Annotated in this window: 16 protein-coding genes; 8 read left to right on the top strand and 8 right to left on the bottom strand. The window is 63.0% G+C overall.

Annotation, left to right across the window (positions count from 1 at the left end):
• Window positions 1-60: 60 nt before the first annotated feature.
• From ACP2YO_RS33120 to ACP2YO_RS33110, 3 genes are all read left to right on the top strand, one after another.
• Entirely contained in the window at window positions 61-1,344 is a 1,284-nt protein-coding gene (locus ACP2YO_RS33120) for an allantoate amidohydrolase (RefSeq protein ID WP_426435333.1), read from the top strand.
• 198 nt (window positions 1,345-1,542) lie between these two features.
• A complete protein-coding gene (locus ACP2YO_RS33115) occupies window positions 1,543-2,781 on the top strand; it encodes an ATP-binding protein (RefSeq protein WP_426435332.1) in 1,239 nt (412 codons plus the stop codon).
• Window positions 2,782-2,892: 111 nt separating this feature from the next.
• On the top strand, window positions 2,893-3,150 hold the full coding sequence (locus ACP2YO_RS33110) for a hypothetical protein (protein ID WP_426435331.1): 258 nt from the start codon (window positions 2,893-2,895) through the stop codon (window positions 3,148-3,150).
• On the opposite strand, the gene ACP2YO_RS33105 is transcribed toward ACP2YO_RS33110, so the two are convergent.
• A complete protein-coding gene (locus ACP2YO_RS33105; protein WP_426435330.1) occupies window positions 3,098-4,069 on the bottom strand; it encodes a LysR substrate-binding domain-containing protein in 972 nt (323 codons plus the stop codon). The genes ACP2YO_RS33110 and ACP2YO_RS33105 overlap by 53 nt on opposite strands.
• An 87-nt stretch (window positions 4,070-4,156) precedes the next feature.
• On the opposite strand from ACP2YO_RS33105, the gene ACP2YO_RS33100 reads away from it, so the two are divergent.
• The 3 genes from ACP2YO_RS33100 (at window position 4,157) to ACP2YO_RS33090 (ending at window position 7,811) form a co-directional block, all read left to right on the top strand.
• The gene (locus ACP2YO_RS33100; RefSeq protein WP_426435329.1) at window positions 4,157-5,224 is read left to right on the top strand and encodes a YeiH family protein; all 1,068 of its coding nucleotides are present in this window, start codon (window positions 4,157-4,159) and stop codon (window positions 5,222-5,224) included.
• A gap of 210 nt (window positions 5,225-5,434) precedes the next feature.
• Complete coding sequence (locus tag ACP2YO_RS33095; RefSeq protein ID WP_426435328.1) at window positions 5,435-6,127, top strand: cysteine hydrolase family protein; 693 nt, start codon at window positions 5,435-5,437, stop codon at window positions 6,125-6,127.
• Window positions 6,128-6,140: 13 nt separating this feature from the next.
• Complete coding sequence (locus tag ACP2YO_RS33090) at window positions 6,141-7,811, top strand: regulator (protein ID WP_426435327.1); 1,671 nt, start codon at window positions 6,141-6,143, stop codon at window positions 7,809-7,811.
• A 77-nt stretch (window positions 7,812-7,888) separates the two neighbouring features.
• On the opposite strand, the gene kynU is transcribed toward ACP2YO_RS33090, so the two are convergent.
• Entirely contained in the window at window positions 7,889-9,160 is a 1,272-nt protein-coding gene (kynU, locus tag ACP2YO_RS33085; RefSeq protein WP_426435326.1) for a kynureninase, read from the bottom strand.
• 124 nt (window positions 9,161-9,284) lie between these two features.
• Window positions 9,285-10,121, bottom strand: a complete 837-nt coding sequence (gene kynA, locus ACP2YO_RS33080) for a tryptophan 2,3-dioxygenase (RefSeq protein ID WP_426435325.1) — start codon at window positions 10,119-10,121, stop codon at window positions 9,285-9,287.
• A 294-nt stretch (window positions 10,122-10,415) separates the two neighbouring features.
• Between kynA and ACP2YO_RS33075 the strand changes: the two genes are divergently transcribed.
• Complete coding sequence (locus ACP2YO_RS33075; protein ID WP_426435324.1) at window positions 10,416-11,117, top strand: alpha/beta hydrolase; 702 nt, start codon at window positions 10,416-10,418, stop codon at window positions 11,115-11,117.
• Window positions 11,118-11,348: 231 nt separating this feature from the next.
• Here ACP2YO_RS33075 and ACP2YO_RS33070 read toward each other — a convergent pair whose 3' ends face one another.
• On the bottom strand, window positions 11,349-12,512 hold the full coding sequence (locus ACP2YO_RS33070; RefSeq protein ID WP_426435323.1) for an NAD(P)/FAD-dependent oxidoreductase: 1,164 nt from the start codon (window positions 12,510-12,512) through the stop codon (window positions 11,349-11,351).
• Window positions 12,513-12,534: 22 nt separating this feature from the next.
• Window positions 12,535-13,389, bottom strand: a complete 855-nt coding sequence (locus ACP2YO_RS33065) for a VOC family protein (RefSeq protein ID WP_426435322.1) — start codon at window positions 13,387-13,389, stop codon at window positions 12,535-12,537.
• 75 nt (window positions 13,390-13,464) lie between these two features.
• Here ACP2YO_RS33065 and ACP2YO_RS33060 point away from each other — a divergent pair, with 75 nt between their 5' ends.
• Entirely contained in the window at window positions 13,465-14,769 is a 1,305-nt protein-coding gene (locus ACP2YO_RS33060) for an NAD(P)/FAD-dependent oxidoreductase (protein ID WP_426443370.1), read from the top strand.
• A 242-nt stretch (window positions 14,770-15,011) separates the two neighbouring features.
• On the opposite strand, the gene ACP2YO_RS33055 is transcribed toward ACP2YO_RS33060, so the two are convergent.
• Genes ACP2YO_RS33055 through ACP2YO_RS33045 form a run of 3 tightly spaced genes read right to left on the bottom strand, consistent with a single transcriptional unit; the run spans window position 15,012 to window position 18,444 of the window.
• A complete protein-coding gene (locus ACP2YO_RS33055) occupies window positions 15,012-16,637 on the bottom strand; it encodes an ABC transporter ATP-binding protein (protein ID WP_426435321.1) in 1,626 nt (541 codons plus the stop codon).
• Window positions 16,634-17,464 carry an ABC transporter permease gene (locus tag ACP2YO_RS33050; protein ID WP_426435320.1) on the bottom strand — a complete coding sequence of 277 codons (831 nt, stop codon included), beginning with the start codon at window positions 17,462-17,464 and terminating at the stop codon, window positions 16,634-16,636. The genes ACP2YO_RS33055 and ACP2YO_RS33050 overlap by 4 nt, the downstream gene beginning before the upstream one ends.
• A gap of 2 nt (window positions 17,465-17,466) precedes the next feature.
• Window positions 17,467-18,444, bottom strand: a complete 978-nt coding sequence (locus tag ACP2YO_RS33045; protein ID WP_426435319.1) for an ABC transporter permease — start codon at window positions 18,442-18,444, stop codon at window positions 17,467-17,469.
• Between the last annotated feature and the right edge of the window lie 174 nt (window positions 18,445-18,618).

Raw genomic sequence — 18,618 nt, 5'->3', positions numbered from 1 at the left:
CCGGGACTGCTACGAAGTGAGCGGCTTGGTGGTCACCGAGGGCGACTGCACTGGAAAAGCATGAGCGAGATGGAAACAGCAGCAGGAACCAGGCGGTCATCGCTCGGCGGTGAGATTGTGGCGCGGATCGGCCAGCTCGGTGCGATCTCGGAGACGCCCGAGCATCTGGCGCGGATTTTCCTCACCCTCGAGCACCGCCAGGCCGCCGATCTTATCCTGTCCTGGATGCGAGAGGCTGGCATGAGCGCGCATCTCGATGCCATCGGTAATGTCTGTGGCCGCTACGAAGGCGAACGGCCGGGTCTGCCGTGCCTGATGCTCGGCTCGCATTACGACACCGTTCGCGATGCCGGCAGTTGGGATGGCCCGCTCGGTGTCATCACGGCGATCGCCTGCGTGGCCGATCTGAACCGGCGCGGCACGCGGCTGCCATTCGCGGTCGAGATCGTCGGTTTTGCGGACGAAGAGGGCGTGCGCTTCGCCTCGACCCTGCTCGGCAGCCGCGCGGTTGCCGGCACATTCGACGAGAGCGTGCTTGCCAGCCGCGATCGCGCCGGTGTCTCGATGCGCGAAGCGCTGATCCGGTTCGGGCTCGACCCCGACCATATCGGCAAGGCGGCGCGCACCCGCCGCGAGCTGCTCGGCTACGTCGAGCTGCACATCGAGCAGGGGCCGGTGCTGGAAGAAAAGGGATTGCCGGTCGGCGTCGTCACCGCGATCGCAGGCGCGACCCGGCTTGCCGCCAATCTCACCGGCGTCGCCGGCCATGCCGGCACCGTGCCGATGGCGCTGCGGCGCGATGCGCTGTCAGGCGCCGCAGAATGCATCGTCGCGATCGAGGAGTTCTGCAAGACCGACGAGGGCGGCCTCGTCGGCACCGTCGGCTACATCACCGCGATGCCCGGCGCCACCAACGTGATCCCGGGAAAAGTCTCTTTCACGATGGACATCCGCGCGCCCGGCGACATGCATCGCAAGCGCGCGGTGGCCGACATCGTGCGGCGGATCGAGGCGATCGCAAAACGCCGCGAACTGTCGCTGCAGATCGACGTCACCCACGAGAACCGCAGCGTGCCGTGCGCGCCATGGCTGCAGTCGCAGATCGCGGGCGCCGTCGCGGCCGAAGGCTTTGCCGTGTTCGAGCTGCCGAGCGGGGCAGGGCATGATGGCATGGCGATGGTCGATATCGCCGATATCGGCATGATCTTTGTGCGCTGCCGCGGTGGGGTCAGCCACAATCCGGCCGAGCATGTCGAACCGGCCGATGCCGATACGGGCGCGCGGGTGCTGCTGCGTTTCATCGAGAATTTCAGGTCACCGGCTGCGGTGACCCCGAGTACCTGACCGGTACCGGGACAGCGAAGCCGGTTCTCAGGCGTCCCGGCCGGTCATGCCGCCAGAACAATTGCCATCACAGGTGCGGGCCGGACAGCCGGCGTCCGTCGCGTCCGGTCGTGGAAAGGACTGCCCCGCAGGCACCACGGTTAGGGGCTATTGTGATCGGTTGTGACCGGCTAACATGCCCGGGCAGGGAGAGGCGACATGAAGCCGTCCGTTGTTCAGGACATTCAGTTCCCGAAGCAACCGGCGCTGCAGTTGATCTACGACACGGCGCCGATCGGTCTTGCGTATCTCTCTCCCGACTGCCGCTATCTGCAGATCAACCAGCGGCTCACCGAGATTTGCGGGATTTCGGTCGAGGGTCATCTCGGACATACGGTGCGCGATTGCGTGCCTGCGCTGGCCCCTGCGGTCGAGGGGATCGTGCGTTCGATCATGGAGACCGGGGAGCCCGTCACCAACATCGAGGTCTACGGCCAGCGCCCCGGCCATAATGACGAACGCTGCTGGATAACCCACTGGCATCCGCAGCGCGGGCCGAACGGGAATATCGTCGGCGTCAACGTTGCGGCCGAAGAGATCACCGACCGCAAGCGCAGCGAACGCGAGATTCGCGCTGCCCGGGATGCGGCCGAGAGGGCCCTGCAGCACTTGCAGGAGACCCAGGCGTCGCTGATCGAGGCGGAAAAGCTCGCGGCGTTGGGCCGGTTGGTCGCCGGCGTTGCGCACGAGATCAACAGCCCGGTCGGTACGAGTCTGACGGTCGCCTCGGTTCTGGAGCGCAAATGCGCCGACTTTGCTGCCGAAGCCGCACGGGGCAAGTTGAAGCGCTCCAGCCTGAATGATTTCCTGGAGGTCGTCGAAAGTGCGTCATCACTGCTCGTCAGCAACCTCAACCGCGCGGCGGAACTGGTGCAGTCGTTCAAGCAGGTTGCCGTCGACCGCAGCTATTCCGATCGGCGCCAGTTCGATCTCGTGGAATTGACCGAGCAGGTTCTCTTGAACCTCCGCCCGGCACTGCCGAAGAACAATTTGACTCTCGAGTTCGACGGCGAACCCGGTCTTGTGATGAACAGCTATCCTGGCCCTTATGGCCAGGTGCTGACAAACCTGTTTCTCAATTCGGTCGCGCACGCATTTCCGGACGGCAAGGGCGGCTTGATCGCAATCAGGCTGCGCGCGTCAGGCATCGGCGATGCGGACATCCTGTTCGCCGACGACGGCTGCGGCATGAGCCTTGACGTGCGGCGGCAGGCGTTCGATCCGTTCTTCACCACGAGCCGCGACAACGGCCGTATCGGGCTCGGTCTGCACATTGTCCATAATATCGTGACCGGCCGGCTGGGCGGAGAACTGCATCTCGATAGCGCGCTGGGCAAGGGGACCCGCGTGCGGATCACGCTGCCGCGGGTGGCGCCACAGCGCGGGACCGATAGTTGATGTCCAACTGGAGCGTCGAGAAGAAAATACTCCTCGGCTTTCGCGCCACAAAACTTCCTTCCAAGTAGCTGCCGCAAAAGGCACTGCGCCGCCCTTGCGTTGGCGCCGGAAGTGGTGACATTTATGGCATTCCTGATGGTGGCGACGATGAGCCAATCCGCATTCGATCCCTTCGGCGAGCCGGTCCCTGCGGTCGACAATTCGATCGGGCATGAGCATGCGTCGAAATGGCTGAAGACAGCGGGCACCAGCGTGTTCTGGGTGCTGGTGGTCGGCATCGTGCTGGCGCGCGCCGTCTATTTCGATCCTGACGTGTTCAACTTCCAGCACGCCGCGGCCTGGGCGCAGGGTCTGTTCGCCGCGCTCTAGCCGCCCCCTTGCGCGGACCGGCGTGCGCGCCGCGCGTCTCCCTGACGATCCCGTCGAACGCTGTCGCCGCCGGCACCTCGAGCCGGCCCGGCGATCTCAACTGCCACAGCATACGCTCGATGTGGACACCCGTGATCGGGATCACCTTCAGCTTCCCAAGCCGGACCTGATCGTCGATCGTTGCCGTCGAGACAATGGCGACCCCGACGCCTGCGGCCACTGCCTGCTTGATCGCCTCGGTGCTGCCAATTTCCAGCGTCCGTTGCGGTTCGATGCGGTGGGCGGCCAGCGCCTGCGCGACCACCTCGCGCGTCCCCGAACCCGGTTCGCGCACGATCAGGATCTCGTTCTCCAGCAGGCGAAAGTCGATCGGCCCCTGGGCTGCTACGAAGCTGTGATCGGGACCCGCGATCAGGCCCATGACGTCGGGGCGCCAAGCTTCGCTGATCAGGTTCTCGTCCTCCACCGGTCCCTCGACCAGAGCGATCTCGATTTCATGCGCCAGCATGAGTGCGGCAATATCGCTGGTGTTGGCGCTGACCAGGTGAAGATCGATGCCGGGAAAGGCGCGGTGAAAGATGCCGAGATATTCCGGGATCATGTAGGTCGCGATCGTCGTGCTGGCGCCGATGCGCAGCGATCCGCTGTCGAGGTTGCGCAGCGCCTGCAGCTCGTCTTCCGCGGCGCGCTCGGCCGCGAACAACGTCTCCGCATGCCGCGCCAGCGCGGCGCCTTCCCGGGTCGGGCGCACCCCCTTCGGTGTGCGGTCGAGCAGCCGGCAGCCGACCTGCAACTCGAAATCGCGCACACCCTTGGAGATCGCCGGCTGGCTGATGTGCAGGAGGTCGGCGGCGCGGGAGAAGCTTCCGGTCCTCGCCACGGCGGTGAACAGGCGGAGCAGATGCAGGTTGAGGGACATAACTTCTCTCTATCGGGGAAGTCCGAAAATATATTAGCCAATCGGTGGGGTCTGGCGCATAAAATTTTGTCCGAAAAGGAGATTTCCATGCCGGTGCCATCGCAAGAATCTGGCCGTGACGGGCAAAAGCAAGGCGCGTTCAAGCGCGCGCTCCTGCTCGTTCCCGGCATTCTGCTCTGCAGTGTGGTCACGTTGATCTCGCTGGGTGTCCAGGCCGTCGAGGAACGCGTCTTCGACCACCCTTATATCGAGGCCCTTGTCGTTGCGATCCTGCTCGGGATGGCGGTGCGCACCGCATGGCAGCCGTCAGAGCGCTGGCGCTCCGGCATCGCGTTCAGCGCCAAGCAACTGCTCGAGGTCGCCGTGATGCTGCTCGGCGCCTCTATCAGCTTTGCCGCCATCCTGGCGTCAGGCTATCTCCTGATCGGGGCGATCGCGGCAACCGTCCTGATCATGATCGCGGTGAGCTTCGGCCTGAGCCGGATGCTCGGGCTCAAGACAAAACTCTCGATCCTGATCGCCTGCGGCAACTCGATCTGCGGCAATTCGGCGATCGCAGCCGTTGCACCCGTCATCGAGGCCGACGGCGACGACATCGTATCGTCGATTTCATTCACCGCCATTCTGGGCGTGCTGATGGTGCTGGGCCTCCCGCTCTTGATCCCGCTGTTGAAGCTGTCCGCCACGCAATACGGCATCCTGGCTGGCCTCACTGTCTATGCCGTGCCGCAGGTGCTGGCGGCGACCGTACCCGCCGGCATCGTCTCTACGCAGATCGGCACGCTGGTGAAGCTGGTGCGGGTCTTGATGCTCGGGCCGATCGTGCTCGGCCTCTCGCTGTTCGCCGCCCGCCGCAAGCGCCTGGCCGGTCACGCCAAAACGGTCTCGATCAGCCCGTTCAAGCTGGTGCCCTGGTTCATCATCGGCTTTCTGGTGCTGGCCGCACTACGTTCGTTCCAATTCGTGCCTGATATCGCGATCGTGCCGGTGACGAAGATCGCAGGCGTGCTCACCGTGGTCTCGATGGCGGCGCTCGGGCTCGGCGTCGACGTGCGTGTACTCTCGACCGTCGGCGGCCGGGTGACGGCGGCGGTGACGCTGTCGCTGCTGTTGCTGCTGGGCTTAAGCATCGGGCTTGTCCATTTCTTCAAATAGCGATGCCGGCACCGCACGGTTTGCGCTTAGCAAATGAGCAACTGCACGTCGCAACAGCGACGCCTGGCGAACGAGCAACGCTCCGCCGAATATCCAACAAATTGAAATCGTGATGGATTCGGTTCCGGCTGTACGCAGGATGGCATTGTACACAATGGCATGCACCTTGCTTGAGCCTTCTCAGGAGTTCTCTCGTTCGGGGCGTGCGTCATGACGAACTCAAGCGGCACCATCGCGGCCGAGCCGGAGCCTCTCAAGCTCGACTGGACCAAGACGGCGCTCGTCATCATCGACATGCAGCGCGACTTCATGGAGCCCGGCGGCTTCGGCGAGACGCTCGGCAACGACGTCGGCCAGCTGGCGCGAGCCGTGAAGCCGATTGCGTCCGTGCTGGCGGCAGCCCGCGCCAGCGGGATGCTCGTCGTGCACACCCGCGAAGGCCATCTGCCTGATCTCTCCGATGCGCCGCCGGCAAAGGTCGAGCGCGGCGCGCCATCCTTGCGCATCGGCGATCCCGGGCCGATGGGGCGGATCCTGATCCGCGGCGAGGCCGGTCACGACATTATTCCCGAGCTCTATCCGCTCGACAGCGAGATCGTGATCGACAAGCCGGGCAAGGGCGCGTTCTACGCCACCGAATTCGGCGATGTCCTGCAGAACTACGGCATCGAGAACTTGCTGGTGTGCGGCGTCACCACCGAAGTGTGCGTCAACACCACGGTCCGCGAGGGCAACGACCGCGGCTATCGCTGCGTCGTGATCGGCGATGGCTGCGCGTCCTACTTTCCTGAATTTCACGAGATGGGCCTCAAGATGATCAAGGCCCAGGGCGGAATCTTCGGCTGGGTCACCAACTCGGCCGCGGTGCTGGAAGCAATGGAGACGTCAAAAACATTGGCCTAGGGGATCATTTATCATGAGCACGAGCATTACAGGGACGGCCGGCAAGTCCGAATTCAAGTCCGAATTCAAGCCGGTACTGTGGACACAAGGCGACTGGAACGCGTTCTTCGGCTTCGGCACCAACATCCTCGTCAACATGCTGGTGCTGACCGGTCTGTTGCGCTTCGTGCTGAAGATGCCCGACAGCCTGGTGTTCGGCCGCATTCTGCCGGCGCTCGGCCTGATGATGTGCCTCTCCACTTTCTACTACGCGTTCCTCGCCTATCGCCTGGCGCAGAAGACCGGCCGCAGCGACGTCTGCGCGCTGCCGTCGGGCGTCAGCGTGCCGCACATGTTCATCGTCACCTTCGTGATCATGCTGCCGGTCACGATCAAGACCGGCGATCCCATGAAGGGCTGGTCCGCCGGCCTGGTCTGGGTGTTCTTCCAGAGCTTCATCCTGATGATCGGCGGCTTCATCGCGCCCTTCATCCGGAAAATCACGCCGCGCGCGGCGCTGCTCGGCACGCTCGCCGGCGTATCGGTGACGTTCATCTCGATGCGGCCCGCGCTGGAAATGTACATGACGCCGCAGATCGGGCTGGTGTGCTTTGCCATCATCCTGGTGAGCTGGTTCGGCGGCGTGAAATATCCAAAGAACATCCCCGCAGGCCTCGTTGCCATCGCGGTCGGCATGATCATCGCGTGGGGCTCGAACTTGTTCGGCCTCGGGCTCGGCGGCCTCAGCGTCAAGGGCGTCGGTGACGCTTTTGCGAGCTTCGGCTTCTCCGTGCCTATTCCGGCTGTCGGGCAGGTATTTTCCGGGTTCGAATACCTCGGCGTCATTCTGGTCACGGCGATCCCGTTCGGCATCTACGATCTCGTCGAAGCCATGGACAATGTCGAGAGCGCGGAAGCGGCCGGCGACGAATACCCGACCACCCGCGTGCTGACGGCCGACGGCGTGGTCAGCCTGATCGGCTGCCTGATGGGCAATCCCTTCATCAACGCGGTCTATATCGGCCATCCCGGCTGGAAGGCGATGGGCGGCCGGATCGGCTATTCGGCCGCGACCGGACTCATGGTGGTGGCGCTGTCCTGGTTCGGCATCATCTCGGTGCTGCTGGCGCTGGTACCTGTGGTCGCGATCTCGCCGATCCTGCTCTATATCGGCATGCTAATCGGTGCGCAGGCGTTCCAGACCACGCCGATCAAGCATGCGCCCGCGATCGTGCTGGCGCTGACGCCGCATCTTGCGGCGTGGGCAAAACTACAGATCGACACCATGCTGGGCTTGACCTTGAACGCTGCCCAGGCCGTCGGCGGCCTTGCCGCCGACAAGGTCGGCGAGGTCAAGACCGCGGCCATCGCAGCGTTACCGCAACAGGGCGTGCTCTACCATGGCCTCGAAGTGTTGGGCGGCGGCTCGATCCTCGCCGGCTTGATCCTGGGCGCGATCGGCGTGTTCGTGATCGAACGCGATTTCATGAAGGCCTCGGCCTTCGCGCTCGCCGGCGCCGTCCTGACCTATTTTGGATTTATGCACGGCGAAGCCGTCGGCATCGGCGGTGGGCTCGGCGTGACGCCCAGCGTGGCGGTCGCCTATCTCGCGATGGCTGCCGGCTTCTATGCGCTCGATAAGTCGGCGGGGAGTGCGGCTTACAGCTCGCATCCGGAAATGCCGGCTGCGGCGCCGGCGGAGTGATCATGACGTCATAGCGCGGCGATTCTTGTTTCGACGCGTTTTCTTCACGCGAACCGGCGTCCACTTCGCTAAACGCTCTAAGCCACGATGCCGCGCTCATTGGCGAAGGCATCGTAGGCTCGGTCCGTCATGATACGGCGGATACGGTGGATGGCTTCCTCGATGTCCTGATAGGATGTGTAGAGCGCAACAGGCGCCAGACGGATGATATTCGGCTCGCGATAGTCCGGAATGACGCCAGCCGTCTTCATCGCCTTGACGATCCGCGCCGCGTCATTGTGCTGGACACTGACGTGGCCGCCTCTGCGGTGATGTTCTCTTGGCGTGACCACCGTGAAATCAAACGGCCGCAGTTCGAGATCAATCTGTCGCATCATGTAGTCGGTTAACCGAAGCGATCTGGCTCGAATATGCTCAATGCCGACCGCTTCCATGATCTCCAGGGATCCAAACAACGGGGCGCTGCTGAAAAGGTGCGGAGTGCCGATCTGATAAGCCCCCGCATCTGCCGCGGGGGTGAAATGATGATCCATCGCAAATTGTTTACTCTTGTCCGAGCCAAACCAGCCCGCCAGTCCGGGCGGGCTTCCGAAACGGCGCTCGTGCACAAAGAGGCCGCCGACGGCTCCGGGGCCGCCGTTCATGTATTTGTAGTTGCACCACACGGCAAAATCGACGCCCCAATCATGCAGGCGATGCGGCATACATCCGACAGAGTGAGCCAGGTCGAGGCCAACCAGGATGCCGCGCCGATGCGCTTCATCGGTCAGTCTGGCAATATCGAGCAATTGACCACTGCGATACATCACCGTTGGCAGCCACAATATCGCAACCCGATCGCTCATATTGGCGATGATGTCGTCTTCGTCGAGCAGATGGCCATCACGCGACGTCGTGCAAAGGAGGTGCTCTGCAATGTCGAGATTGTGGAGACGCAGCTGACTTTGCAGCGCGTAAAGATCGGTCGGAAAGTTGAGGCTATCAGCCAGAATCAGGCTGCGTTGCGGCGTCGGCTTGTAGAAACTCGACAACAATTGATGAATATTGACGGTTATTGATCCCGTCGCAACGACCTCGCCCGGCTTGGCGCCAATAAAGGGCGCAAGGCGTGCCCCCAGAGCCTCGGCATTGTAAAGCCATGGTCGCTGCCCATGGCTCCAGCCATCGATCGCGTGGGTTTTCCATTCATCGAACGCTTCAAGCAGGACCCGCTCGGCGGCTTTTGATGCGAGGCCAAGGGAATTGCCGTCCAGATAGATCGCATCTCGGGGCAAATAGAATTGCTCGCGGACATGCGCAAAGGAATCGGATTGATCCAATTCCAGTGCACTGCTGGAATCCGATGACATCGTATCTCCCTGACGTGGCGCCTGATCGCGGCGCGTTGCCGTAAAAGCCAGTTCTCAGTTGGAACGGACCGAAGGACGGCGTTCTGCAAAAGACCAAGTGCGACGCATATCCCTTTGCCTCCCACTACATGTCGGTACGCACACTCCACAGTTCGGGAAACAAGACCACCTCCAACATCTTGCGCAGATAGGATATACCGCCTGTGCCGCCGGTTCCCCGCTTGAAACCGATGACCCTCTCAACCGTGGTGACGTGGTTGAAACGCCAGCGGCGAAAATAGTCCTCGAAGTCTACGAGTTTTTCGCCGAGTTCATAAAGGTCCCAATACTCTTTCGGATTGGAATAAACGATCTTCCATGCTGCACGAACGTGGTCGTTTGCGGCGCGCGACAGGCGGCAATCCACGCGTTCTGCGTCAGGCCCGATATCGAGACCACGCCGCGCCAGCACCTGCAGGACCTCGTCGTACAGGCTTGGGGCCGCCAGAATTTCCTCCAACGCCGCCAAATAGTCCTCGCGATGCGCGTGAGGAGACAACAAAGCCAGATTTCGGTTCCCAACGATAAACTCGATCATGCGATACTGCACGGACTGGAAACCCGACGACTGTCCGAGGCTCCCGCGAAACTCGGTGTATTCTGACGGGGTCATCGTGCGCAAAACGTCCCACGCATTGTTCAGCTGCTCGAAGATACGAGCCACGCGCGAGAGCATCTTGGCGGCTGGCTGCAATTCATCCCGGCGAATGCATTTCATCGCCGAACGCAGTTCGTGGATGGCGAGCTTCATCCACAACTCTGAAGTCTGATGCTGAATAATGAAAAGCAGCTCGTCATGTGCGGCGGATAATGGCCGCTGCGAACCCAGGAGCGCGTCGAGTTGCAGATAGTCGCTATAGGACATGAGGTCCTCAAAGCGCGTTTGAGCACCGTCAGGAATTGAGTCGTGAGACTGTTCCATCGAACCTCAAATTTAAACTCGCCTGTCGATCATGCTCGCGCCACTTAAGCTGCGACAAATAAAGCGGGACGTCAATTGCTTTAATTATAAAGTATTATATCCTTTCGTTCGGCGATCTTCGCCGGCCGTATTCGGCGTGAGGGAGGAGATGGGATGCCGCTTCATAGGATTGAAGATTGGGACGACGCCTATCGAAACGGCGCTCACATTCCTGGAGGAGCGGATTATCCGGACAGATGGTTGCGCTCCGCGTCCGCCTTTCGCGAGCGAGCCATCGCGGAAGGGCGTGCACGATTGGATATCGCCTATGGCCCGCACGAGCGGCAACGTCTTGATTTGTTTCTTCCGAAACGAACGGCAAAGGGTCTCGTCGTTTTCGTTCATGGCGGTTTCTGGATGGCGTTCGACAAGAGCTCCTGGTCCCATTTCGCCGGCGGTGCTGTCGAGCTGGGCTATGGCGTTGCTCTACCGAGTTATCGATTGGCGCCGGAAGCGCGCATCGGCGAAATGACGTCAGACATCGCGGCAAGCATCAACCACGCCGCCGGCGAGGTCGACGGTCCCATCACTTTGAGTGGTCATTCGGCGGGTGGTCATCTCGTAGCGCGACAGATGTGCACGACGTCCACATTGCAGGAAAGCGTCGCTCAACGTATCAAGCATGTCGTATCAATATCCGGCCTGCACGACTTGAGACCGCTGATGCGAACCGACATGAATCGCGTGCTGCGGATAGATGCGTCGGAGGCCGCGCGGGAGAGCCCGGCACTGCTGGATCCCCGAGACGGCTTTGCTCTCACTTGCTATGTGGGCGGGGCGGAGCGGAGTGAATTCCTGCGGCAGAACAGCCTGCTGGAAAATATCTGGAGTGGATTTGGCGTCGGCACTCGGGCCATCGTCGCACCTGACCGGCATCATTTTAACGTTCTCGACGGGATGACCGATCCCGAACACATTCTGTCGCGATTGCTTGTCGACACTAATCCGCTTCTGTGAGCGGATCAGACCCGATCGACGCTAGAGCGAGATGAGTTTTGGTCGAATTGGTTCGCAGCGGTTTCGGTTCACCTCTCCCCGCCGGGGAGAGGTCGGCGCGTAGCGCCGGGTGAGGGCTCTTGCTTCTCGATAGACCGTAACCCCTCACCCGATTTGCTGCGCAAATCGACCTCTCCCAAGGGAGAGGTGAACCTTCGGCACCGGTCCAACTCGACCTTATCTCATTATGCTCTAGATGATGCCGGTCTCCCGATAGGGCGTGCCGTCCGGTACGCGCTGCCATCCAAGGCGGCTGAGATCGATGGTCTGATAGCTGCCGTCGAGGATCAATTCCGCCATCGCTCGCCCGCAGCCCGGCGCATGCATCAGGCCGTGTCCCGAAAAGCCGGCGAGCATGTAGAAATTCTCCAGGCCGCCGGTCCACGGTCCGATGATCACATTGCCGTCGAGCTCGTTCTGGTCGTACAGCCCGGCCATCACGTTCTTCTCTTTGGTTCGCTCGAACGCCGGGAAGCGATGGGCGAGCGCGGGCCACACCACCGTCTCGAAATAGTCGTGCTGAACCTCGAAGTTGAAGCCCCGCGGCTCATTTGTATCGGGGACGCCGCCGGTATAGCCCTTGCCTTCAGGACGGAACGCCAATCGCTGCGTGTCCTTGAGGTAGGGTAGCGGCTCGATTGCCGCTTCGCATTCGAAATAGTGCTCGTATCGCCGCATCGGCTCAATCGGCACCCGCATGCCGACCATCGCGCTGATCTCTTTGGCCCAGGCGCCCGCTGCGTTTACCACATGATCCGTCGTGATGACTGCGCCCGATTTGAGCGTCACGTTCCTGACGCGTCCGCGCTCGGCCTCGATCGCGACGACCTCGTCGTCAATGAATGTCGCGCCCGTTGATGTCGCCTTTCTGCGCAACCCGCGCAGCACGCTGTAGGGATCGAGCCAGCCATCATCCGGCGAATACACCGCGGCCGCGAGATCGGCGACGTTCATCGACGGAAACTTGCGCTTCAATCCATCCCGGTCCAGCCACACGACATTGACGCCGTTGTCCTGCTGTACCCGAAAGTTTGTCTCGAGCGCCCCGACGTCAGCGGCGGCGACGATGAAGAGATAGCCGTTCTTCCTGAAGTCGATTCGGGCCGGCTCGCCGTCGATGGCCATCTCGGTCTCGAACCGTTGGTAGAACGGGATGCTGAAGTTGGACAACGCGATGTTCTCCGGCAGCGCAAACAGCCGGCGGACGCCGCCCGATGCGCGCGGCGTCGAAGCCTGCTGATAGGTCTTGTCGCGCTCGACGACCGCCACCGAGCACGCCTTCGGATGGCGCCCCAGGAAATAGGCGACGCTCGCGCCGATCGCTCCCCCACCGATGACGACGACGTCGTAATGCACGCGATGTCCTCGGTGATGGCAGCTATGCCTTGACGAAGGCCAGGAGTGTGCCGTTGGCGGTGGCGGGCGGCACGCAGAGGCTGCTGCCGCTGCTCACGCCGGTCTCGCCCAGCGCCCTTTCGGTGGCCGCAAGATCGGCCGCGATCACAAGGCCCGCGCCGCCGCGATCGGACAAGCCGTTTAGCGACACGCCGGGATAGCGTTTGCCGAGCTGGTCCTTGGTCAGGAACACGAAGTCGGCGCGGTCTCCGCCTGATGGCACCGCGACGGCGCCATCAGCTTCACTTCTCACCGCGATGTCGATCATCTTCGAGAGATGCGCGGCATCGATGGCCGGCTCCGGCGAGACGATCAGCACCTGCTTGAGCCGTTTTGCCCCATTAGCATGCGTCATCAGCTCGGGAATCCACACCGTTTCGCGCGTCTTGTGCTGGCAGGCGAAGATGCGAACGCCGCCGGGGGCCTCCGCGGTCGGCCACTGGAAGGTGCGGAATTTCGCCGCCGAGATGGTGCCGTCGGGCATCGTCACCGGCCGCTCGAAATCGGTCGGGCCGACCGGCGTGTAGCCATGCGCGCGGATCTCCTCGGCACCGGCGGCTGAATCCACCGCGGTGAATGCGATCCGCTCGATGCCTTCGCCGTGCTTGTCCAGGAAGGCGCGCGCCGGAGCATTATGCTCTGTCGGCGTCAGCACGCCGAGCAATTCCATGTAGTCGGGGTCGAACATGATGGTGTAATTGCCCGATCCCATATGCGCGCTGTGGGTGCCGCGCGGCGATACGGTGAAGCCGAGCCGTTTGTAGTTCTCGGCGGCCTTGTCGAGGTCCTTCACCATGACCACCGCGTGGTCGATTCCGATGACGTTTTTGAGTGCCACTTCTTGTCTTTCCCCGGCTGGAATGGAGGATTAAAGCTAACCAGAACGACCGGGCGCCCGCAAGAAAGGATCATGATGAGCAGCAATGCCGTACGCTGGCCCAATTCGCTCTGGGCCGCGGCGACGCCGCCCGGCCCTGAGTGTCCCGAACTGACCGGTGCTCAGCAGGCTGACATCGTCATCATCGGCGGCGGCTTCACCGGCCTGTCGACCGCGCTGCATCTGCGGGAAGCCAATATCGATGTCGCCATCGTCGAGGCTGCCGAGCCCGGCTGGGGCGCATCGGGCCGCAATAACGGGCAGGTGATCCCGACGCTGTCGCGGCCGGATCCCGAGGACATCGTCGCCAAACATGGTGCGGCCGGCGAACGTTTTGTCGCGATGCTGCGCGACAGCGCCTCCACCCTGTTCGACATCGTCAGGCGATACAACATCGAGGCCGAGCAGGAGCAGGCTGGCTGGGTGCAACCGGTGCACTCGCCGGGCCGCATCAAGATCGCGGAGCGGCGGGTACGGCAATGGTCGAAATTCGGCGCGCCGGTCGAAATGCTGTCCCGCGACCGGGCCAGGGACATGCTCGGCTCGGATGCGTGGTTCGGCGGCTTCTGGAACAAGACCGGCGGCCACATCAATCCGCTGGCGCTGGCGCGGGGCCTTGCGCGTACCGTGCTCGGCCTCGGCGCACGGATCTACGCCCGTTCGCCCGCGGTGAGCTTCGAGCGCTGTGGCGACAAATGGGTCGTGAAAACTGAGAAGGGCGAAATCTCCGGCCGCGCGCTGGTGGTCGCGACCAATGCCTATAGCGGTGAGTTCTCGAAATCGCTGGTGCCGCAGATTGCGCATGAGGTGATGCCGGTGCTGTCCTGGCAGATGGCGACGCAGCCGCTGTCCGACAATGTCCGCAAGACCATTATTCCGAGCCGGCAGGCGATGTCGGATACCCATGGCGAGCTCTATTTCGCCCGCTACGACGCCCGCAATCGCCTCGTCACCGGTGGCGCCGTGATCGGCCCCGGCGACAAGCCCGCGCGGCTGAAAGCGCGGGTGACCGAGCGGCTGCAGCGACTCTGGCCGCAGATCGGCGACGTTCAGTTCGATTATGTCTGGAACGGCTATGTCGGCATGACCACCGACTTCCTGCCACGGATCCACAAGCTCGGGCCCAATGCCTTCGGCTGGACCGGCTGCAACGGCCGTGCGGTGGCACTGACGATGCCGCTTGGGCGGGAGCTGGCGAAAGCCGTGCAAGGCGTGCCGGAGGGCGACCTCGCGCTGCCCTTCACCGAGTCGGTCGCAATTCCTGCGCACGGCCTGCTGCGCAAGCTCGCGCCGTTGATGCTGCTGATCTATCGCCGTCGCGATGCGCGGGAGATTGCCTAAAGCGGGATGAGATTAGGTTGAGTAGCAGTCGCGAAGGCAGTGCGCTCCCTCTCCCGCTTGCGGGGGAGGGCTGGGGTGGGGGCTCTTTCCGCGAGTCACATTGCGGAGAGAGCCCCCACCCGCATCGCATCTTCGATGCGATGCGATGCGACCTAAGAGCGAGCTTCGCTCGTCTCGACCCCGCAAGCGGGAGAGGTGTAGCCAGTCTGCGGCAAGACCGATTCAACCTGACTTTATCATGCCTAGACCATCGCCGCATCGCGCTTGCGGGTGAAATCGCCGCCGGGGATCGCTGATAGCAGCGCCTGTGTGTAGGGGTGCTGCGGGTTGCCGAACACCTCAGCGGTCGGCCCTTGCTCGACTACGACGCCATCCTTCATGACAGCCACGAGATCGCAGATCTGCGCGGCCACGCGGAGATCGTGTGTGATGAAGATGATGGAGAGGCCAAGCTGCTGGCGCAGGTCAGCGAGGAGTTTCAGCACCTGCGCCTGCACCGAGACGTCGAGCGCCGAGACCGGCTCATCGGCGACCAGTACGTCCGGCTTCAGCGCGAGCGCGCGTGCGAGCCCGATGCGCTGGCGCTGACCGCCGGAGAACTCGTGCGGGAAGCGATCGCCGGCAGACGGTTCAAGCCCAACCAGTTCGAACAGTTTTCGTGCCTCCGCGATCGCAACACCACGATCGGTACCATGCACGATCGGCCCTTGCGCCACCAGTTCCGCAGCCTTGCGGCGCGGGTTGAGTGAGGCGAAGGGATCCTGGAATACCATCTGGATATGGCGCGTCTCGCGGCGAACCTGTTCGCGCGTGAGCTTTGCCCAGTCCTTGCCGTCGAGCAGGATCGCACCGGCATCAGGGTCGATCAGCCGCACGATGCAGCGCGCGAGCGTCGATTTGCCGGAGCCGGACTCGCCGACGATCCCGAGCGTCGCGCCGCGCGGCAAATGCAGCGAGACGTCCTTCACCGCCTCGGTGACCCGCGCGCCGCGGCCGAGGAAGCCGCCGGTGCGGTAGGTCTTGGAGACGTTGTCGATGGTCAGGATGTTCTTGTCTGAAATGATGCGTGGCGGCGGCGCCTTCAGCGGCGGCACGGCTGATATCAGCTGCCTCGTATAGGCATGTTGTGGATCGTTCAGCACCTTCTCGGTCGTGCCTTGTTCCACGATCACGCCGTGCTGCATCACCACCACGCGGTCGGCGATGTCGGCAACAACGCCGAAATCATGGGTGATAAACAGCACCGCCGTCTTCTTGCGCCGCTGCAGGTCGCGGATCAGTTTCAGGATCTGCGACTGCGTCGTGACGTCGAGCGCGGTGGTCGGCTCGTCCGCGATCAGGAGTTTCGGGTCGAGCGCGAGCGCCATTGCGATCATGGCGCGCTGGCGCTGCCCGCCGGAAAGCTCGTGCGGATAGGCCTTCGCCGCGGCCTTCGGATCGGGGATCCGGACATCCTCGAGCAGCGCCAGTACCCGCGCCGCGATCTCGGCTTTCGACAGTTTGGTGTGGATCGAAAACATCTCACCGATCTGGTCGCCGATGCTGCGCAGCGGATTGAGCGCCGTCATCGGCTCCTGGAAGATCATCGCGATCCCGGCGCCGCGCACCTGGCGCATCTCGGCGGCATCAGCCGTGCAAAGATCGCGGCCATTGAACAGCATCCGGCCGTGCTCGATCGTCACCTCGTTCGGCAACAGCTGCATGATGGCGTTGGCCATCATCGATTTGCCCGAGCCGGATTCGCCGACCACGCAGAGAATCTCGTTCGAGGCGATTGACAGCGAAACGTCGGATAACGCGTGCGGACGGTCCGCCCCTTTGGGCAGGCGGACCGTCAGCCCATCGAGGGAAAGAACAGATTCGCTCATCGGCTCTTCAGCCGCGGATTGAGCGCGTCGTTCAACCCCTGGCCGACCAGTGAGACCGCGAGCACGGTGACGAGGATCGCAATGCCGGGGATTGCCGAGACATACCACTGCACCCGCAGCACGTCGCGGCCGAGCCCGATCAGATTGCCCCAGGAGGCGACGTTCGGATCCGACAACCTCAGGAAAGCCAGCGCGCTTTCGAGCAGGATCGCCACCGCCATCACCACGCTGGCATAGACGATGACCGGCGGCAGCGCGTTGGGCAGGATTTCGCCGAGGATGAGCTGGATGTCCCTCATCCCGAGCGTCCTGCCGGCCTGCACGAATTCACGATTGCGCAACGACAGGAATTCGGCGCGGGTGAGCCGCGCCGGCGCTGGCCACGACACCACGCCGACGGCGATCGTCACCGTGGTCAGGGTCGAACCGAACACGGCGACCAGCACCAGCAGCAGCACGAAATTCGGCAGCGTCTGGAACGCCTCCGTGATCCGCATAAGCACATTATCGACCCAGCCGCCGTAATAGCCCGCGAACGCCCCGACCAGGATGCCGATCAGGATCGCGATCACGGTGGCGACGCCGCCGATCAGCAGTGATATCCGCGCGCCGTAGAAGATTTGCGCGGCGATATCGCGCCCCGAATTGTCGGTGCCGAGCAGGAAGCGCGGGTTGGTGAACGGCCAGACCAGCGGCCGCCCGGCGAGCGCCAGCGGATCGCGCGGATAGAGGAAGCCCGCGCTAACAGCCATCGCGATCACAAGCAACAGCAGGACCAGGCCGATCACGGCCGCCGGGCTGCGGAAATAGCGTTTCACGGCGTCCATCGTCAGCGCTCCGCCGCGATGCGCGGGTCGAGCCGCGCGTAGAGCAGGTCGACGACGAAGTTCACGACGATCACGAGCAGGGCGGAGACGAACACGATGCCGAGAAGGGTGTTGAGATCGCGCTGCACGACCGACTCATAGGCGAGGCGTCCGAGCCCCGGCAGCGAGAATACGCTTTCCACCACGACCGAGCCGCCAAGCATGGTGCCTGCCTGCAGGCCGATCAGCGTCACCATCGGCAGCAGCGCGTTGCGCAGCACGTGACGGGTGATGACGCGGGTTTCGTCGAGCCCCTTGGCGCGCGCGGTGCGGACGAAATCGAGGTTCAGCACCTCCAGCATCGAGGCGCGCATGATCCGCAGATAAATCGCAAGGAAGATCAGCCCGAGCGTCAGCGTCGGCAGCAGGAGGTGGGCCGCGATGTCGAAGACGTGCCAGATGCCGGTCCGCACGGTGCCGATGTCCTCGAAGCCGCCAGGCGGCAGCCATTGCAGATAGACCGAGAACACCACGATCGCCATCAGCCCGAACCAGAACGAGGGCGTGGCGTAGAAGACGAGGCCGAGCGTCGAGATCAGCGTATCAGGCCAGCGGTTGACGCCGCGCGCGGCGATCACACCGAACAGGAGCCCGAAGAAGAACGCAAATGACAGCGATGCGGTCATCAGAAGGATGGTCGGCGGCAGCCGCTCCAGGATCACGGTCGCGACCGGCTTGCCGTAGATCGAGGAGAAACCGAGATCGAGCCGCACCAGCCGCCACAAATAGTTCGCGAGCTGCGCCGGGATCGAGAGGTCGAGCCCATAGAACTGGCGCAGCTCTTTTGCGGTTGCCGCATCGCCGCCGCCCATCTGCGCCATCAAGGCGTCGACGGTGTCGCCCGGCGCGAGCTGCAGCAGCAGGAACACGCCGATCAGGATCAGGAACAGGGTTGGGATCGAGGCGGCGAGCCGCCGCCCCGCAAGGCTCAGGATGCGCATCGGCTATCTATAGCGTTTTCGAGCGAAGTGGACATCGGTTCGTGTCGAGAAGCGCGTCAAAGTGAAAGCTGAAGCGTGATGACTTCGAGTTGAACTGGCGCCGGCCTCTCGGTTACCTCGCCCCGCTTGCGGGGAGAGGTCGGATCGCATCGCAAGATGCGATCCGGGTGAGGG

It is taken from the genome of Bradyrhizobium genosp. P (genome assembly GCF_049949265.1).
GTDB lineage: Bacteria > Pseudomonadota > Alphaproteobacteria > Rhizobiales > Xanthobacteraceae > Bradyrhizobium.
Note: the sequence above shows the minus strand (reverse complement) of the source record. Positions and strands in the feature narration are given on the sequence as shown.